The sequence below is a fragment of the Sphingomonas sp. FW306-1B-B10E genome (genome assembly GCF_058782005.1).
Map to the genome: position 1 here is coordinate 99,204 of NZ_JBYSXG010000008.1, position 13,597 is coordinate 112,800.

Consider the following 13,597-nt stretch of genomic DNA (forward strand, 5'->3'; position numbering starts at 1 on the left):
GCTGCGATGATGACAGATCCTGCGACCGATCCCGCCGCACCCGTCGATCCGCTCGACGCTTTCGTGGCGCTGTCCGAGATCCTCACCGGGATCAACAAGGACAAGCTGCATCCCTTTCTCGACACGCACGGTACGGCCGAGGCGTATTTGACTTATGCCCTGCAGCATGCGCCGGTGCCGTTCGGCAAGCTGATGGCGCTGTATGATCAGAATAAGGGGCAGCCCGATCCGGTCGTGGCGAACCTGATCATGACCGCGACCGACGTGGATATCCTGTATATCGCCAAGACGGTGATGCTGATGTGGTACCTGGGCGCCTGGTACGAGCCGGCCGCGCTCGCTGCCTACATCACGGCGTGCAACGCGCTGAAGCCGACCGATCCCGCGCCGTTCCCGCCGCCCTTCGTCGTGATCTCCTCCGATGCCTACACCCAGGGCTGGGCCTGGCAGGTCGGGCAGGCGCACCCGATGGGCTATAGCGACCTCCGCTTCGGCTATTGGAACGGCGCGCCGACGCCGCTCAACGATCTGGTGGGAGCGTGACCATGGCGGATCCGCAATATGACGTCGTGATTGTCGGCGCCGGGATCACCGGGGCGCTGATCGCCAAGCGGCTGGGCGCCGCCGGCAAGAAAGTGCTGATCCTCGAAGCAGGCCTGGACGGGCAAGGGTCGTACGCGGACTTCCTCGAACGCTTCTATGTGGCGCAGGCTAAGGTACCCGAGTCGCCCTATGCGCCGCCGATCGCATTGCCCGACGATGGCAGCGCCGTGCAGTCGCTGAGCAATCCGTCGAACATGGCGGTCGGGCGGCCGACCACCTTGATGCTTGGCGAATCCAGCTGGCAGGACCCAAGCCTGGCCTATCTCGACCAGCAAGGGCCGCTCGCCTTTGCCAGCACGTACGAGCGCGGCGGCGGCGGCACGATGCGGCACTGGCTCGGCACCAGCCTGCGCTTCGTGCCCAACGATTTCCGAGTGAAGACGCTGTACGGCGTCGAGGAGGACTGGCCGATCGGCTATGACGACCTCGAGCCCTGGTACGGCGAGGCGGAGGCAGAGATCGGCGTGGCCGCCGACGTCGCCGACCAGCAATATCTCGGAATCACCTTCGGCCAGGGCTATGCCTATCCGATGCCGCCAATCCCGAGTTCGCTGGTCGATCAGGCCGTAACGTCGGGGATCGCCGCGATGCCGCCGGTCGAGGATATCAAGCTCGAGGTCATCAACACGCCTGCCGGGCGCAACTCGATTCCGTACCAGGATCGCCGGGTCTGCGCCGGCAACACCAATTGCATTCCGATCTGCCCGATCCAGGCAAAGTACGATCCGACCGTAACCTTGTACGAGGCGCTGCAATATCCGACCGTCACGATCCAGTATCAGAGCGTCGCAAACCACATCACCGTTGGCGCGGACGGGCAGGTGAGCGGGATCGACTATCTGACCTATGACGACCCGAACGGCCCCGCGACCGGCAGCGGCAGCGTGCAGGCGACCCGCTACGTGATCGCCTGCCACGCGATCGAGACGCCGCGGCTGCTGCTGATGTCGACCAATAATGGCGCCACGCCGAACGGCGTCGCCAACAGCAGCGGGCATGTCGGCCAGCATCTGATGGACCACCCGATCTATCTGTCCTGGGCGCATGCCGCGCAGCCGGTCTACGGCTATCGCGGACCGCTCTCGACGGCTGGGATCGAAAGCATGCGCGACGGCGCGTTCCGCAGCAAGCACGCGCCATTCCGCATCGAAATCGGCAACGAGGGCTGGAACTTCCCGATCGGCGATCCCTACACCACGACGCTCGACTTCGTGCTGGGCACCAATGTGAGCGGTCTCAATGGCAAGAAGCAGGCGATGTGGGGGGCAGCGCTGGTCGGCGCGCTGAACGAGGGGCTGACCAAGCAGTTCCGGCTCGGCTTCCTGATGGAACAGACGCCCGACGACGATTGCGACGTGACGCTGTCGCCGACGTTCAAGGATCGACTCGGCCTGCCGCGCCCGCGGATCACGTACAATTTTTCCGACTATACCAAGATGGGCTTCGTGGTCGCCAAGCGGACCGCGACACAGATCTACGACGCAATGGGCGCGACCGAATTCACCGGGGCGCCCGACAAGAGCCTGCTCGGCAGGGATCCTACGGTGTTCTCGGTCACCTACGACGCGAACGACGTGCCCGTTCCCGACGGTGCGCCCGTGCCGGCCGGCGCGACCACCGACTATTTCCGCTATTTCGGCGCGGGCCATGTCGTCGGAACGTACCGGATGGGCGCCGACAAGACCTGCTCGGTGGTCAACGCGGAACAAAGGTCGTGGGATCATTCGAACCTGTTCCTCGTCGGCAGCGGCGTATTCCCGACAGTCGCGACCGGCAATCCGACACTGACCATTGCGGCGCTCGCTCTCTGGGCCGCGCAGACCCTCTTGACGGATCTCGCTTAGCCCGAGCCCGCGGACCGGCACTATCGTGAGATGGGGGGCCAGGCATTGCCTCCCGTGCGCCTGGCGCAGCAGACACTCAAGTTGGCCCAGTCGCGCGCTATGTGCTCGAACTCAGGTCAGCAAGTGTGAATAACGACCAATCCGCCAAAATCGCGGATGGTGACCCCTACGGGAATCGAACCCGTGCTTCAGCCGTGAAAGAGAGCCCGTAAACCTTAGGCGAACCACTATGAACGACTAATATGTCAATCACTTGAGGAGGTTTTTGTTCTTCTTCGTCCGCGGTGTTTCTGCTAGATCTATTGGGGATGTTTTCGGGGATGTCTTGAGAGTTTTCATGGGCAGGACGGCGAACGAAGTCCGTATCCAGGAGCGCACCGCAAGGGCGCGGCTGGCGGCGCGCCACCACCCTTATTGGCGCGTCATCTCGAAAGGCCGCCACATCGGCTACTACCGCGGTGCGCGCAGCGGTTCCTGGATTGCCCGCTACCGCGAAGCCGGCTCCAAGGAGGATTACCGCACGCTCGCGCTCGGCAAGGCCGATGATTTCGTCGAGGCTGACGGCGGGGACGTACTCAGCTGGAAGCAGGCACTCGACAAGGCCGGGGTCTGGTTCAAGCGCCAGGAGGAAGGCGAGCCAGTCCTGGTCGCGGCCGAGAACGACGAGTCCGATCCCGACATGACCCTCGGCCAGGCGGTCGCCGCCTATATTCTCATGCGCGACGCCCGCGAAGCGGCGCGGGCAGGGCGCGCTAAGCGCTCCAGCGCCTCGTCCAAACTGATTCCGCACGTCGTCATGGGCGATCCGCAGCTCTGCGCCGTCAAGCTGCGCGACTTGCGCGAAACCCATCTGCGCAACTGGCAACGCCGCCTGCCGGCCATGGCCGGCTCGAGCAAGCAGCGCGTCCTCTCCGAGCTCAAGGCCGCGCTCAACGACGCGTTCCTCGAGCATCGCCGCGCGCTGCCCGGCGATCTCCATGTCGTCATCAAGTTCGGCTGCCGCCCTGTTTTCGCCGAGGATCTGTCGGGCGAGCCGGTCTCGCGCTACAACCAAGTGCTGCCGGACGACACGATTCGCGCGATCCTTTCTCATGTCGCCGCTCAGGACAAGGATGGCGATCTCCACGCGCTGTGCGTCGTCCTCGCCGCGACCGGCGCGCGCTTCTCCCAGATTGTCCGGATGAAGGTCCGCGACGTGGATCTGGACCAGAGCTGGCTGTTCGTGCCGCCATCGCGGAAAGGTCGCGGCAAGCGGATCGGCGCGAACACGCGCATACGGGTAGGGCCGGATGTGATCGAGATGCTCAGGCCGGAGGTAGAGGGCAGGGCGCCCGATGAAGTCATGCTTCAGCGCTGGCATTATCGCCAAGCCACCAAGACGCGCTGGGAGCGGATCGGGCGCGAAGCGTGGAAGACCCCCTCGGAAATGCGTCGCTGGTGGGGAGACGCGGCGGCGGCAGCCGGCGTGCCCGATGCCATTCCCTATGCGCTGCGGCACAGCTCGATCGTACGGGCGCTACGCGCGAACATCCCGATCCGGCTGGTGGCCGCGCTCCACGACACCTCGGTCGCAATGATCGAGAAGCATTATGCGCGCTGGATCACCGAGAACCTCGACGACGTCGTTGCCCGTGCGATCGTCCCTCTTTTGTCCGACAGGGGCGTGAGATCACGATAGGCCAAGATGCAAGACACCGGTGTTGATGTTTGAGTGCGGCCACGCCCGTTTTGGCCCAGACGGGCTCGGCGAGGTTATTAGACGTTGGCCACCGAGGCGCTCGGGAGGTGACGAGTCGCTTCTACTTCGACCAACGGCAGGTGCCCTGGTGAGCCAGGTCCGCCGCCGGTCGTGAGGAAGCGGTCCGGGATAGTAAGGCTTCAGAGCCTGACGCCAGCGGTGCGTTCGTTGACACAGGCGACGGCCTCTGGGGGCGAGAGCATCACCGCGTCGCTGCTGGCGGAGTTCGTGCACGATACCGTGTCTTGATGACGCTGATCGGGACGCTGAGTTGCCGTGAGGGACAGTCGTCCCATTTCGGGACGGTTGTCGATTCCGGATCAGGATCGAAATGATTAATTAATGGTTAGGAAGCCGCGCTCGCTGGCGGGCTTTGGTCTGGCACCCTTGAGCGCGCTGACGCCTATATAAGTGATCGAGGATGAATTTAATGGCGACGATTTATGGCACCACCACCGATGATGTGATCACGGGAACCACCGGCAACGACAATATCTACGGCTATGGCGGCAACGACCGCATCCTAGGCGGCGACGGGGATGACACGCTGCGGGGTGGTGCAGGTGCGGACATCCTCATCGGCGGCGCGGGCAACGACGTGCTGGAAGGCGATGCCGGCCCGGATCGCATGGAAGGCGGCACCGGCAACGACACCTATTTCGTCGACAATACCGACTATGGTGTGGTCGAGCGAGCGGGGGAAGGGATCGACACGGTCGTATCGCTCCTCAGCAACTACAAGCTTAGTGCCAATACCGAATATCTTCGGCTCGGCGGCATCACCGACACGACCGACCGCAACGGCTCGGGCAACACCCTCGACAACATGATTCAAGGCAATGCTGGCAAGAACAGTCTGTACGGCGATGCCGGCAACGACACCCTGTTCGGCTATGCGGGCGACGACGTGATCAATGGCGGTACGGGCAACGATTTCCTGAATGGCGGCGACGGCACAGATCTGCTCAGCTACAAGGTCGGCGCGACGGCCGGCGTAACGGTCGATCTGTCGCGCACCGGCGCGCAGGATACGGGCGGCGCAGGCGTCGATCGCGTCATCAACTTTGAGAATCTCGAGGGCACCGCGTTCGGCGATGTGCTGACCGGAGACGTGGGCGCGAACAAGATCCAAGGGCTTGCTGGAGACGATACGATCCGCGGCGGCGGGGGCAATGACGACATCGCCGGCGGCGCGGGTGCGGACACGTTCGTGTTCGAGGGTCTGGGCGGGAATGGCGTCGACATCCTGCGCGGATTCGAGAGCGGTGTCGATCGCCTGCAGTTCGACGACGCCGGCGGCTACGCCGCTAACGCCGGTTTTACCGTTGGTACGGCTGCGGTAGGGGCCGGCCCTCAGTTCGTTTACAATGCTGGCACGCATTCGCTTTATTACGACGCGGATGGTGCCGGCGGCGCTGCGGCAACCCTTCTCGCCCATACTCCGGGCAGCAGCATCGCTGCGGGGGATATTTTCATCGTCTAGTCGGCATGTGGATCGGAGGGGGCGGCGCAAGGAACCGCCCCCCTATGCGCGCGAAGTGAGACTGCTTGCCTCTTGGCGAGGGACGGGCGCGATCGCTCCAATGGATGACGCTTGGCCCCCCGGCGAAGCCGATGCCGCGCGTTTGCGTCCTGTCCCTGCCGCGGGCGAAGAGCGAAGAGAGTCGAGCGGACTGGGTGAGAAGGTTGCACTGACCAGTTCGCGAAGCCGATGGCTGTCAGCGCTTTCTGCCATCCGCGCGCCATGGAACACGGTCGCCTAGTGGCCGAGCTCAGCTACCGGCCTGGACCATCGCTTCGGCGCGAAGCCGGGCAAGCCGGAATGCGCGCGGTGGTGACGCGGCGTGCTGGCAACGGATGCTTAGCATCGCCCGTCCGCCGCGCCGCTTTTTTAATCGCACGACGTACCGACTGGGCGGGCGAAATCGGAAGGGCCTGCCGCCGCGGTAGCTGTGCCGAACTCGCCAATTCGCGACAGCTTCAACTGCGCATTTTCGCGGCTCGGCGCATTTGAAGCGAGTCTACGGAAATGTCCCTTGGTCAGATGCCGCCTGTGCACCTGGGTCCGCAGCCGGACGACACCTTGTACACGGCAGGATTTCAATCCGGGCCCGACTCGAACCTCTACCGGTTCAGGGGCGTTCCGAAGAAACAAACCGCGGGGGTGGCAATGTGGACGGCTGCGGCCGAACGATCGCGGCCCATAAACGCCCTTTCGGTGGCGTTGTTGATTCTTGCTCACTCTCCAACCTGAGTGCGTACGAACGCCAGCAGGAAGCCGGCGACCGCGATAAGATTGGAGAATTCGTGGGTGTCCTCGGTCGCTACCGGGATCATCGTGTCGAGGAGCATCGCGAGGGCAGCGCTGGCGGCGACGGCAGTAGTGCCGGCGACGAGATCAGCGCCTACGTCTGCGCGCGCAATTTAGCCAGGGGCGGCGGTCAGCGCGGACGCGAGCGCGATCGCGCCAGACACCGAAGACATAGGCGACTTCGCGACCAGCCCTCTTCATCCCTGTGGCGCTCGACAGCCTCTCGGGGGACATTCGATGGAAACACGGCGGCCACCGGGACCAGGCTGACTAAGGTTGCATGGAGCAGGCTGACCCCGATCACCACCGGCTCTGAAATGCCGTCGAGCGGGGCGCCGACGGCGGCTATTTTCCTTCGCGAAAGTTGCGTGCGCCTTCGCGGCTCGTGATTGGCGGCATCAGCTAGAGCGATCTACGTGTCGTCGGTTTTACGGCGCCGCACAAGGTGCAGGCGGCGCGGCGGCGCTCGAACTGGCTGGTGCCGGAGAGTTCGAGCGCAGCGACGGCGACTTCAGCAGGGTCCTCCAGGCCCAGACGTTCGGCGATGCAGTCGTCGCAAACGGAATCGGGAGCGAGGCGCTCGATCAGCTTGCGAATGGTATCGATCATCGAATGGGGATGGGGGCGGAAGCGATCCGTCGTCAAGACGGGAGACCGGCCGGACGCGTCACTCCGCGGTTTGATCTCTCCCGCGCTGATTGCGGGCGCAGCGGCGACCGCTCAGCCTTGCGATGATGGCCGGTTAGCCGGCTGCAGAGGCCTCCAAGATTTGCCCGTGACGTGGCAATCCCTCGGTAGTTGGGGAGCGATCTTGATGAGTAGAGCGGTCCGCCCAGGTCCTATCGCACGAAATAGACTGACAAGGCTCCTCAGCCGCGCATTCCCAAAAAGGGAGCAATTGCCAGCCCAAGGGCACCTGATGGGTTGTTAAACCATAAAGTTTGCGGTCTAAACCACGATCGGTTGCCCCTTGTGGGACGTGAACAGTTGAGGACATCGACATGAGCCCAAGTGGCGCTGGATCACGCTCAACCCACGTTCGAATGTATAGGAGTCGGGCTTCGATCGAGCAGCAGGTTGGGAGCGAAGAATTGCCATCCGAAGGCACGTCGTTGAGGCGAGGCAAGCAGCGTGTGGGTGCGGAAAAATTTGCACGTTTCGTTCAAGTTCAAAAGGCACGTGTAGACACTGCACGACATGACAATTCTGAGCGTGGACGGTCAACGTCGAACGTGATCGAAGAAACCGCGCGGAGGTCGCCAGCCCCGCGTGGAAGAGAGTTAGTTGATGATATCGGGATGCGTCTTCAGCAGGCTCGTATGGAGATCGGCCTGTCGCAACAGGCTGTCTCTGCGGCCACGGGGATAGTGCGCAAATCAGTTTCACTAATCGAGCATGGGCATCGAAAGGTACGTCCGAACGAGCTTGTGCGATTGGCGCGGTTGTACGGCAAGTCAGTCGAATACCTAGCCGGCTTGTCGGATCACGCGATAACGCCGGACGGGACAGCGGGGGGCGGCCAGCGCAGTGTTGCGGAAGAACTCATTGCTCCTGGGATCGGCCGACGCCTTCGCAAAGCGCGGCAGCTTCGCGGGCTTTCGCAGGAAGAGGTGGCCGCGGCGCTTGGGATCGCGCGCTCGCGTATCTCGACGATCGAGCATGAACGACGCAAAGTACATGCCGATGAACTTGCCCAATTCGCTCGGCTCTTCGAGCAGCCACTAGCGCGCCTCCTAGGAAGTTCAGCAACACCCCCATCGGCTGCATATGTTCAATCGCTGCTGGAAGCAGTGAAGGCGATGTCGCAGCTCGACCGCGAGGACCTCCTGCGGTTTGCAGAGTTTCTTCGATCAGAAAGCACCTAGCCGAACGTTCCGCAGGCGTGGCTCGGACTGGCTCATTCGCGGGCCATTGGATCATCGACGCACTGGCATCGCGCTTTTTGGCCTGCCGCCACCTTGAACCATCCGCGGCTCGGAGGGACCCTTTAAGGCTAAGTGCTTCTCCGAAAATCGTCACGCTTGAAGTCGCGGTTTCGGCTGATATGCCCGACATATGCAGAAACTCGCGCTAATCCCCGATCGACTCGTCGCCGCAATGTCAAGTAGGGGGTTTAACAAGTCGTCATTGGCGAGGGCCGTTGGCCTGACCCCGTCTGCAATTCAGCAATTGGCGGCTGGCCATGTCAAACGCACGGTGCACCTGTCGAGAATAGCTCAAGTTCTTGGAGTTACAGAAGCTTGGCTGCTAGGTGCGACGGATAAAAGCGAGTTCGCCTTCGCGAGCGACGATGTGATGATGGTCTCAATGTGGTCTTTGCGGACTGCGCCAGGCGAACCGCTCTCCTTGATAGCGGTCGTTCCATTCAGTCCCTTTTTGGGATTTCCGGAGGTGGTATCCGACGATGTCAAGAAACTAGGTCTGTTTACCGATATAGGTAACGGAATGATTCCGACTTTCTTGTCCAATGACCGGCTGTTGATAAACTTTGAAGATATAAAAGTGCGGGCAGATAACAGTGCGTATTTGATCGATATTGCTGGCGCGAAGTCAATAAGGCGTGTTTTGCAGTTGAGTTCCGCACGTTATAGATTGTCAACCGACGCTCCCGGCGAACAACCTATCTGTCTGTCAAAAGGAGAATTCAGTGTTTCTGGAAGAGTTGTTTGGAGCGCCCGCGCGTTTTCCTAGCGGATCTACGGAAAGGCAAATCACTCCCTTCTGTCGTTCCGACTAATAGGACTTATTGCTGGGCGTATCGTTCGTGAGACCGGCGGAGTTGCCTCCGCCGGTCTCACAATCGCCTAGTTTGGATTAATCACGCGCCAGCTGTTTCGATCACATAAGCACGGTTGGCGACGAAGGAATCTGCCCAGCAAGGATCAGGATATCGTCGGCGCTTATTGCCGGTCCGGAGAGTATGGCGAGCAACACCGACGTGACTCCCCCCTCGCCATCCGGGTCGTACGACAGACTATGGCTCGCGCTTTCGAAGATGAATTGGGGACCCGCACCCGCCGCATGGGCACCATAAGTAAGTCGCGCGGCGGCGTCATAGCCGCTCCCAGTGTAAAAGACGAGCTTGTCGATACTCGAAGTGAAATCGCGGATCGTATCCACGCCATTGTTGGCGGCAGCTTCGAAAACGAAACGGTCGTCGCCCGCACCTCCGGTGATAACGTCATTCCCGCCGCGTCCGCGCAGAACGTCATTTCCGCCAAGCCCGAGAATCTGATTTGCGCCAGCGTCGCCATACAGCACATCCGACGCGCTCGTTCCCTCAACATTCTCGAAGTTGGCCAGCTTGTCGATGCCCTGGCCGGTATCCTGTTTTGCGGTTATCGACAGGTCGACGCGGACGCCTTGTCCCGCTGTCGCTCCGACCTTGAAGGTGACGAGGTCGTTGCCGAGGCCGCCATCGAGCACGTCATCCCCGGAGCCGCCGCTGATCACGTCATCGCCGCCCAGACCGTATATGCTATCGTTACCAGCCAAGCCATGGAGCTGATTCCTACCCGCATTCCCGCGCAGGCCATTGTCGAGACCATTGCCGGTGCCATTAGAAAATCCATTCGTGTCCACTTGCGCCGTTTCGGAGATATCCAGTAGCTCGAAATTCGCTTTTAGCGTGTAGTTCGAGAGGTACGAGACGACGGTGTCTATTCCCTCGTCTGCAAATTCGATCACCTGGTCGTCAATGCTTTCAACGTAATAAGTGTCGTTGCCAGCCCCGCCATACATGCGATCACCACCATTTCCGCCGCTGAGCTGGTCGTTCCCAACGTCGCCGTAGAGCGTATCCTCGCCGTCGCCGCCGTAAAGCACGTCATTGCCGTCCCCGCCGGAAAGCAGGTCAGCATCGCGTCCTCCATAAAGGACATCGTTGCCGCCCAGCCCATGCAGCACGTCTGCGCCTGCGAAGCCGTAAAGCGTGTCGGCCAACGAGGTGCCGTCAAGATTGTCCGCGTTGGGCGTCCCCTTACGGATCACACCTTCTTCGACATCAAGCACTGCGATCGCGAAGCCCTGCTGGGTGCTGAGCCCGCCGCTGTCGGTGACCCTGGCGACGAGATTGTACGAAGCGTCGGCCTCATGGTTCAGCGGCGCGGTGGTGGTGACCACCCCCGTGGCCGCGTCGATCGCGAACAGGCCGCCGGCATTGTCGACCAGCAAGTAGGTCAGTGTGTCGCCCGGCGTGTCGGTTGCCGAGACGGTGCCGACCACGGTGCCCGCGGGTAGGTTCTCGGCGACGCTGGCGTTGCTGAGCGTGACGTCGTGCGGCGCTGCGCCGAGGCGGAGCAAAGCGAGCTGCGGATCGTGATCGGTCGGGCGGCTGCCGCCGAACTCGGAATTGAGGTGCACCGAGTCATACTGCGCGTTGCCGACCAGGCCGCCAGTGACCAGGATGTTGTCGATCTGCTGGGCGTTGCCGTTGAACATGTAGCTGTAGCGCTCTTCCTCGGGGAGGAGCGTGTTGAGGTTGGTGAACACGCCGCCCTGTGCTGGATCGGTGAGCTGGGTCTGCGCCTGCTCGAAATAGAAGCCGTTCCAGTCGCCGAGCACCGCGATGTTGAGCGCGGGATTGTCGGCGAGGTGATCCTGCACCCAGGCCTTGACCCCGGCGGCCTGCGCGGTGCGTGCCGCATCGCCGGCGTCGAGCGCAGGCTGGTGATCGCCCCACAGCGGCTCGCTGCCGAGACGCGAAGTGAGGTGGACGTTGATCGTGGTGATCGTCTGGCCGGCAAAGGCGAACTGCGCGACCAGCGGCTTGCGGGTGCCGTTATAGGCCGGACCGTCGATCAGCTCGGCGCTGCCCTCGACATAGTCGACGCGATCGACATTGTAGAAATAGCCGTTGCGGATGTTGCCGCCGCCCTCGCCGCCGGTCGAGCCCGGCGTGGTCGGCGCGATCTCGACATAGGCGTAATGCTTGCCCGAGGCGGAGTAGATCGCATCGATCAAGCCCTGCGCGGTGACCTTGCCCGACAGGTTCGAGCCCGAGCCGGCGCCGTCGGCGTCCTGGATCTCCTGCGCGGCGATGATGTCGGGCGCGCCGAGATTGTAGACGATGTCGTGGGCGAGGATGTCGAACTTGTTGTCCGACGTGTCGAGATTCTCGAGATTGTAGGTCGCGATCGAGAGGTTGTTGGCGTCGCCGTGGAGCGCGGTGGTCTCGCGCGCGAGCGTCACGTCCTTGGTGACGGTGACCGCTTCCGTCACGATCACTTCGTAATTGTCGAACGCATAATTGACGACACCGGTGACGCTGCTCAGCTGGTCGCCGATGCTGTGGCCCGGGGTATAGCCGGCGAAGATGCCGCTATCGTCGTCGATCTGGATCTTCTCGGGGTTGTAGTCGGCAACGCCCTCGCTGCCCGGCGAGATGGTGATGCCGCCGCGATCATTGACTCCGGTCGCGCCATTGCCGTGCGAGGCGACGACGTCGGTCTCGCCGAACTCGTTGGTGTTCGACACCGCCTGGGGCGTGTCGATGGTGACCCGCATGCCTTCGAGCGATTCCCAGAAGTCGATGCCGTCATGCAGGGGATCGTAGCTGGTGAGGCCGTCATTATCGATCGCCTCGGCGGGCGGGAGGATGCCGTTCGCGCCGATCAGCACTGCGGTGGGCAGCGCGTTGTTATGGGTTTCGATGGTGACCACCGGCGCGGTGATCTCGGTGACGCTGAGACCCGCCGTGTCGCCGGCGAATTCCGAAACCGAGCCGCGCACCGAAATGCCGTCGCCGACTGCGACGCTGGGCTTGGTGCTGGTGAAGACGAACACCGCATCCGAAGTGCGCGCATTGCCGTCGCCGACCGCCGACTGGAGGTAAAAGCCGTTGGTGTCGACGGCGGTGACGATGCCGGTGGTCGACACGGTCTGGCCGACATAAGCGGAGGTGTGGCCCTCGCCCTGGATCTGGCTGATCGTCAGCGCGATCGGATCGTCGTTGGTGATCGTGCCGATCGCGGCGCCGTCGTCGATGATGACGTTGCCGGTGGTCGCGCCGAGCGAGACCGACAGCGTCTCGTTGGGCTCGCCGACAGTGTCGCCCTTGACCGCGACGACGATCTGCTTGGAGAATTCGCCGGCAGCGAAGCTCACCGTGCCCGAAAGGACCGCCCCGGGAGCGAGGTCGTCGGCGGTGGCGGTGCCGTCGAGGTTGACGGTGTAGGCGACGCTGGCGGCATTCGCGCTGCCGCCGGCACGGGTGACGGTGAACACCAGGTTCGAAGTGCCGCTATTGCCCTCGACCACGGTGGCGTCGGCGATGCGGATATGGCTGGGGCCGTTGGCGGGGAGGAAGGTCTGGCCGTCATTGAGCGAGCCGAAGCTGTCGTCCGAAGCGGCGGCCCAGGTGAAGTCGCCGGCGCTCGAGCCGTTGCCCTTGAGCTGGAGCGACAGGCCGATCGGATCCGAGCCGTTCTGCGCGACGCCGATATCGGTGCTGGTCACGCCCGCCGCGGGCGTGCCAGCGGCGGCGGTGAAGGTGCCCTCATAAGAGAGCAGCTGGATCACGGTGCCGTCCGGCGCGATCAGCGCAACGCCGTCGGCGGCGCCGTTCTGGATGCCGTTGGACGGATAGCTGAACGAGACCGCGCCGAAGCCATTGCCTTCGTCGTCGATCACGCCGCTGAGGTTGGTGGTGGTGTAGCTCGGCGCGGCGTCAGGCGTGTTGCTGCCATTGTAGAGGACGAGCTTGTAGCCGCTGAGATCGGTGCCGGCGGCGCCGGCGATCTCGATCGCCTCGCCGACATCGGTGCCGGCATTGTCGTAATGGATCTCGTTGATGAACACGTTGGCGACCGGCGCGGGCGGCGCGGCGTCGTCGTTGGTGATCGTGCCGGTGGCGACCGCATCGCCCAGCGTGGCGCCGCCCGTCGGCGCGCTCAGCGTCACGGTGAAGCTCTCATCGCCTTCGAACACGGTGTCGCCCTGCACCGGCAGGCGGATCTCGGCGGTGGTCGCGCCGGCGGCGAAGCTCACCGTGCCCGTCGCAGTGAAGCCGCTGCCGAAGTCGGCCGCATTGGCGCCGCCGAGCGCGACGGTCCAGGTCGCCGAGACCGCGCCGGCGCTGCCGTCGGCACGGGTGACGGTGAA

General features: G+C 63.1%; 8 protein-coding genes. 6 read left to right on the forward strand and 2 right to left on the reverse strand.

Annotated features, from left to right (window positions below; all coding sequences use genetic code 11):
* The first annotated feature begins 6 nt into the window (after positions 1–6).
* From AC3WJI_RS05130 to AC3WJI_RS05145, 4 genes are all read left to right on the forward strand, one after another.
* Positions 7–543: a hypothetical protein gene (locus tag AC3WJI_RS05130; protein ID WP_492756171.1), complete on the forward strand. Its 537-nt coding sequence runs from the start codon at positions 7–9 to the stop codon at positions 541–543.
* Positions 544–545: 2 nt separating this feature from the next.
* Positions 546–2,447, forward strand: coding sequence for a GMC family oxidoreductase (locus tag AC3WJI_RS05135; protein WP_492756172.1), 1,902 nt, complete (start codon positions 546–548; stop codon positions 2,445–2,447).
* 265 nt (positions 2,448–2,712) lie between these two features.
* Positions 2,713–4,125, forward strand: coding sequence for a tyrosine-type recombinase/integrase (locus AC3WJI_RS05140; RefSeq protein WP_492756173.1), 1,413 nt, complete (start codon positions 2,713–2,715; stop codon positions 4,123–4,125).
* Between the two features lie 490 nt (positions 4,126–4,615).
* Entirely contained in the window at positions 4,616–5,668 is a 1,053-nt protein-coding gene (locus AC3WJI_RS05145; RefSeq protein ID WP_492756174.1) for a calcium-binding protein, read from the forward strand.
* Positions 5,669–6,898: 1,230 nt separating this feature from the next.
* Here the strand turns inward: AC3WJI_RS05145 and AC3WJI_RS05150 are convergent.
* The gene (locus tag AC3WJI_RS05150) at positions 6,899–7,105 is read right to left on the reverse strand and encodes a hypothetical protein (RefSeq protein ID WP_492756175.1); all 207 of its coding nucleotides are present in this window, start codon (positions 7,103–7,105) and stop codon (positions 6,899–6,901) included.
* 689 nt (positions 7,106–7,794) lie between these two features.
* On the opposite strand from AC3WJI_RS05150, the gene AC3WJI_RS05155 reads away from it, so the two are divergent.
* A complete protein-coding gene (locus tag AC3WJI_RS05155; protein ID WP_492756180.1) occupies positions 7,795–8,361 on the forward strand; it encodes a helix-turn-helix domain-containing protein in 567 nt (188 codons plus the stop codon).
* A gap of 190 nt (positions 8,362–8,551) precedes the next feature.
* Entirely contained in the window at positions 8,552–9,187 is a 636-nt protein-coding gene (locus AC3WJI_RS05160) for an XRE family transcriptional regulator (RefSeq protein WP_492756176.1), read from the forward strand.
* A gap of 147 nt (positions 9,188–9,334) precedes the next feature.
* Here AC3WJI_RS05160 and AC3WJI_RS05165 read toward each other — a convergent pair.
* Positions 9,335–13,597: DUF8508 domain-containing protein (locus AC3WJI_RS05165; protein WP_492756177.1), on the reverse strand; the 4,263-nt coding region annotated here is incomplete at its 5' end.

Bases quoted from the DNA above. Each gene is read 5' to 3' on its own strand.
- AC3WJI_RS05160 (WP_492756176.1), top strand. From the start codon at position 8,552: ATGCAGAAACTCGCGCTAATCCCCGATCGACTCGTCGCCGCAATGTCA.
- AC3WJI_RS05130 (WP_492756171.1), top strand. From the start codon at position 7: ATGATGACAGATCCTGCGACCGATCCCGCCGCACCCGTCGATCCGCTC.
- AC3WJI_RS05155 (WP_492756180.1), top strand. From the start codon at position 7,795: ATGCGTCTTCAGCAGGCTCGTATGGAGATCGGCCTGTCGCAACAGGCT.
- AC3WJI_RS05135 (WP_492756172.1), top strand. From the start codon at position 546: ATGGCGGATCCGCAATATGACGTCGTGATTGTCGGCGCCGGGATCACC.
- AC3WJI_RS05145 (WP_492756174.1), top strand. From the start codon at position 4,616: ATGGCGACGATTTATGGCACCACCACCGATGATGTGATCACGGGAACC.
- AC3WJI_RS05150 (WP_492756175.1), bottom strand. From the start codon at position 7,105: ATGATCGATACCATTCGCAAGCTGATCGAGCGCCTCGCTCCCGATTCC.